We start from the raw sequence: 5,456 nt of genomic DNA on the forward strand, positions 1-5,456 counted from the left end.
GGCCCCGGGGGCGGCCCCGCCGCCACCCCCTGCTTCCCCTACCCCGGGCGACGGGCAACCCCCGGCGCCCGGTTTTCACCACGCGTCGACCTTCGAACTCCCCAGAGGCTCCGTACATGCTGAAGTCACCTCTTGCCCGCAACGGGCTGTTCCTCGCGATCTCGGCCCTGCTGGCCCCGTGCCTGGTGATGGCGCAGGACCAGGCCACCGCGGCGGCCAGTGAAGAACCGTCGGTTCTCGACGCCATCGACGTCAAGGGCGAGTACATTCCGCAGCCCCTGCTGGAGACGTCCGAAGTGGTTTCGGTGATCACCAGCGAAGACCTCAAGCGCTCCGGCGACAGCAATGCCGCCGATGCCCTGGCCCGCGTCAGCGGACTGAGCCTGGTGGGCGGGAAGTTCGTTTACGTGCGAGGCCTGGGCGAGCGCTACTCGGCGGCCGTGCTGAACGGCTCGTCGCTGCCCAGCCCCGAACCGCTGCAGCGCGTGGTACCGCTGGACCTGTTCCCAAGCTCCATCATCGACAGCGTCGTGGTGCAGAAGACGTACTCGGCCCGCTACCCGGGCGAGTTCGGCGGCGGCATCATCGACCTCAAGACGGTTGCGGTTCCCGAGCAACCCTTCCTTTCCGTGACTCTCGGCACGGGCGGCAACTCCGAGACCACCTTCAAATCCGGCCTGACCTACTACGGGTCGGAAACCGACATCCTGGGCTACGACGACGGCACCCGCGACATGCCCGCCGCCCTGCGCGCGGCCATCGCCACCGGCAACCGCGTGGACCTTGGCAACTTCAGCCAGGCCGACCTGGACATCATCGGCCGCAGCCTGGTGAATGCACCGCTGAACCTGTTGCAGCGCGACGACGAGGTCAACTCCGACTTCAACGCCGAGATCAGCGGCGGCCGCAAGTTCGAGCTCGACTGGGGCAACTTCGGCGTGATCGCCGTGGCCGGCTTCGACAGCAAATGGCAGACCCGCGAAGGCAAGCAGCAGGAAGGCATCGTCGAGAACGGCGCCATCGACGTGCGCACCGACTATGACTTCGAATCCACCCAGAACGACGTCAACACCAACGCCCTGCTGGGCTTTGGCGCCGAATGGGGCAACAACGAGATCCGCTGGACCAACCTGTACGTGCACAGCACCACCAAGGAAGCGCGCACGCGGGCCGGCAACGACGAGTTGGCGGGCGCGGAAGTGCGGGACGACTACACCGAGTGGTTCGAGCGCGAACTGCTCAACACCCAGCTGACCGGAAAGCACGCCTTCGGCGAGTACAAGGACCTGACCATCGAGTGGCGCGCGGCGTACGCCGAAACCACGCGCGACGCCCCTTACGAGAAGGGCATCCGCTACCGCCTGGTGGACGGCGTTTACCTGCACAACGCTTCGCAGGAACAGAACTACACCCGCTTCAGCCAGGTCGAGGACGACGTGCTCAGCGCCGGCGTCGACGTGGGCTACCTGTACGCCACCGAAGATCGCGACTACCAGTTCACCGCGGGCCTGGCCTATTCCGACAATGACCGTTCGGCGGTGTCGCGCGAGTTCCGTTTCCTGGCGCTGGACGGCTCGCTGCCGCTCAACTTCCAGATGCAGCGCATCGATTTCCTGCTGTCCAACCCCAACATCGGCCCGGGCCTGCTGGGCCTGCGCGAGACCACGGGCGCCGACGGCGCCGCCGCCTACGACGCCAACCTCGAGGTGGACGCCTTCTACCTGCAGGTGGAGACGGCGATCACGCCCGAGCTCAACGCCACGGCAGGCGTGCGCTACGAAAGCGCCACCCAGTCGGTGACGCCGATCGACCTGTTCAGCGCCACCCTGCTGCCCACCGCCGACCCGCTGGATGAGAGCTACCTGCTGCCGGCAGCCACGGTGACCTGGAACTTCAAGGAAGACATGCAGCTGCGCTTTGGTGCGTCCAAGACCATCGCCCGCCCGCAGTTCCGCGAACTGGCGCCGCAGCAGTACCTGGACACCGACCTGGACCGCGTCTTCATCGGCAACCCCTACCTGGTGGACACCGAGCTGCTCAACTTCGACGCTCGCTTCGAGTGGTACTTCGCCGAGGGCGAGAACTTCACCGTGGGCGCCTTCTACAAGGACCTGAAGAATCCCGTCGAATCGATCGTCAACGAAGCCGGCGCCACCATCCAGCAGACCTACATCAACGCGCCGGGCGCGTCGCTGTACGGCTTCGAGACCGAGCTCAAGAAGTACTTCGATTCCCCCTTCACCTGGGACGTCCTGGGCGACAGCCGCCTGTTCCTGGCCGCCAACTACACCTACACCCAGACCGAAGTGTCGGTGGACGACAACGACGTGGTGTTCCCGCTCGCCGGCGGCGGCGCGCCGCGGCCGGCCGCCGCGCTGGTGCGCGACGGCAGCCGCCTGCAGGGCCAGTCCGAAAACCTGGCGAACATCCAGTTCGGCCTGGAGGACGTCAACACCGGTTCGCAGGCGATCCTGCTGATCAACCACGCCGATGAACGCATCTCCGCGCGCGGCCGCCCCGGCCAGCCCGACCTGATCCAGGACCCGGGCACCACGGTGGACCTGGTGCTTCGTCGCGGCTTCAGCGCCTGGGGCCAGGACCTGAGCGTGTCGTTTGCCGCGCGCAACCTCTTCGGCGAAGATTACGAGGAGTTCCAGGAGTTGGGAGGGGGTCGGGTGGACATCAACCGTTATGACCTTGGCACGAGCTTCTCGCTGAGCATCACTGCGAACTTCTGATGCCAGCAAGTTCGGCACGCAGCGCCGCTTCGACGCCACGCCAGCCCTCCGGGGCTGGTGTTCGTTTTGGCTGGACCCCTTCGCGAGGGGTCGAGGCCGGCACTTCGGCGCGCCTGCGCTACGTGGTGCAAGGCTTGCTGCTGGTGCTGCTGGCGATCCTGCTGGCCCGGCTGGCGTGGCAACTGCTGACGCCAGTAGGACCGTTCGGCGCGCCCGCCGTCGCCCCGGCCTCCGGGCCCACGGACGCCGCGCTGGCGGCACGCGCTTTTTCGCAGGGCGGCGTCGGGAGCCCTGACGCGGCGTCGCCGGCGGACACGGGCGGCCTGGCCTTGTTCGGCGTGCGCCTGGGCGCCGACCCGAAACGCTCGACGGCCATCCTGGGCAATGCCGGCGGCACCCAGGCCTCGTACGCGGTCGGTGACACGGTGGCGCCGGGGGTCACCCTGGCGTCGGTGGCGTCGGGGTACGTGATGCTCTCGCGCGGCGGCTCCCAGCTCCGCCTGTCGCTGCCCAATGCCCCGGCCGCACAGGCTGCGGCTGCGCCCCTGCCCTTGCCGGCCAACCTGCCAGCGCCAACCGCAACCGGTGCGCCCGCCGCGGTGGATGCCGCGCAACTGTTGGCCCAGACGGGGCTGCGCCCGCGACTGCGTGGGGGCCAGGCGGACGGGTATACAGTGATCCCGCGGGGCGACGGCGCCATGTTTCGCCGGGCCGGCCTGGAGCCCGGTGACGTCCTGCTGACGGTCAACGGGCAGGCCCTCACGCCCGAGCGGATAGCGGAAATCGACCAGATGCTCCGCAGCACACCCAGCGTGGTTGTCACGCTCGAGCGCGGCGGTGAACGCAAGACCCTGACGCTGCAGATGGAGCCGCCTTGAATCGTTCCCTTCGTGTCGTATCGCTGTCGCTGCTGCTGGCGACCGCACCCTTGAACCTGCATGCCCAGGCTGCGCCGAAGGAAGAGGCGCTCAACCTGCAGGGCGCGGACCTGCGTGCGTTCATCCAGGACGTGTCGCGCGCCACGGGCAGCAAGTTCATCCTCGACCCCCGGGTGCAGGGCAACGTCACCATCAGCAGCGAAGAGGCGCTGTCGCCTTCCGACCTGCTGGGCGTGCTGCTGGTGACCCTGCGCGCCCACGGCCTGGTGGCGATACCGGCCGGCAACGGCACCTACCGCGTGGTGCCCGACGAAACCGCGGCGCAGCAGCCGGCTTCGGCCGGCGCCGAGGACGGCCAGGGTTTCGCGACCATGGTGGTGCCCCTGCGCAACGTCGACGCGCGCACCGCCGCTGAAACCCTCAAGCCGCTGGTGGGCCGGGGCGGCGTGGTGGCGCCGACCCCGCAGGGCAACAGCCTGCTTATCGCCGACTACGCCGACAACCTGCGGCGCCTGCGCGGGCTGGTGGGGCAGATCGACCAGGACCGCTCTGACATCCGCATCGTCACCCTGCGCAACAGCGCCGCCCGGGAAATCGCCGCCGTGCTGGCGCAGTTGACCGCAGTGCCGGGCGGCCCCGACGGCGCGCGCGCGGGCACGCTGTCGGTGATCCCGGTCGACAGCAGCAATTCGCTGATGCTGCGCGGCGACCCGTTGGCGGTCGAACGCATGGCGCTGATCGTCGCCGACCTCGATGAGCGCGCCGAGACCAGCGGCGACGTGCGCGTGGTGCGACTGCAGCACGCCAACGCCGAACAGCTGCTGCCGGTGCTGCAGCAGATCATGGGCCAGCCGGCCACCGACACCGCGGTCGGCACCGAAGCCACCGGCGCGGCGGCCGCCCCCGCAGCCCCCGCGGTGGGCGCGCGCCGAACGCACATCGCCCGCTTCCCGGGCGCCAACGCCATCGTCATCAGCGCCGACGCCGAGACCCAGCGCACGCTGGCGGACGTCATCCGCCAGCTCGACACCCGCCGCGAACAGGTGCTGGTGGAAGCGATCGTGGTCGAGGTGTCGGACGGCATGGCCAAGAACCTGGGCGTGCAGTTCCTGCTGGCCGGGAAAGACGGCAACGTTCCCTTCGCCGCCAGCAACTTCCCCGGCAGCTCACCCGGCATCCTGCCGCTGGCGGGCGCAGCGGCCACCGACCCGGACGCTGAGCCGGGCTCGAGCGAGGCGCTGCTGCGCCAGGCGGCGCTGCAGTCCCTGCTGGGCACCAGCGGCGGCCTGCTGGGCCTGGCCGGCAGCAGCAGCGACGCGCTGTTCGGCGTGATCATCAACGCCGTCAAGAGCGACTCGGCGTCCAACCTGCTGTCCACGCCGTCCATCCTGACCCTGGACAACGAAGAGGCGCGCATCCTCGTCGGCCAGGAAGTGCCCATCACCACCGGTGAAGTCCTGGGCGACGCCAACTCCAACCCCTTCCGCACCACCACCCGGCAGGACGTCGGCATCCAGCTGGAGGTCAAGCCCCAGATCAACAGCGGCGGCGGCATCACCCTGTTCCTGCGCCAGGAAGTGTCGGCGGTGGCGGGCACCATCAGCGCGCGCTCCGATGACCTGATCCTCAACAAGCGCGAAATCGAAACCACCGTGCTGGTGGACGACGGCAATATCGTGGTGCTGGGCGGCCTGCTCGACCAGGGCGACCAGCTGTCGGTGGACAAGATCCCGGTGCTGGGCGACCTGCCGGCCGTGGGTGGCCTGTTCCGCAACAAGCGGCGCGAAGCCAACCGCACCAACCTGATGGTGTTCATCCGCCCCACCATCATCCGCGACGC

At 68.9% G+C, this 5,456-nt stretch carries 3 protein-coding genes; all 3 read left to right on the forward strand.

All coding sequences use genetic code 11. The features are described 5' to 3' along the window. Positions 1-116 precede the first annotated feature (116 nt). Positions 117-2,738: a TonB-dependent receptor gene (locus tag K0M70_RS04375; RefSeq protein WP_290779769.1), complete on the forward strand. Its 2,622-nt coding sequence runs from the start codon at positions 117-119 to the stop codon at positions 2,736-2,738. Between the two features lie 143 nt (positions 2,739-2,881). Further along, entirely contained in the window at positions 2,882-3,616 is a 735-nt protein-coding gene (locus K0M70_RS04380; RefSeq protein ID WP_290779774.1) for a type II secretion system protein N, read from the forward strand. Continuing rightward, positions 3,613-5,456: type II secretion system secretin GspD (gspD, locus tag K0M70_RS04385; protein WP_290779771.1), on the forward strand; the 1,844-nt coding region annotated here is incomplete at its 3' end. The genes K0M70_RS04380 and gspD, both read left to right, overlap by 4 nt.

Origin of the sequence: Arenimonas sp. (assembly GCF_019459675.1) — a bacterium.
Taxonomy (GTDB): Bacteria; Pseudomonadota; Gammaproteobacteria; order Xanthomonadales; family Xanthomonadaceae; genus Arenimonas.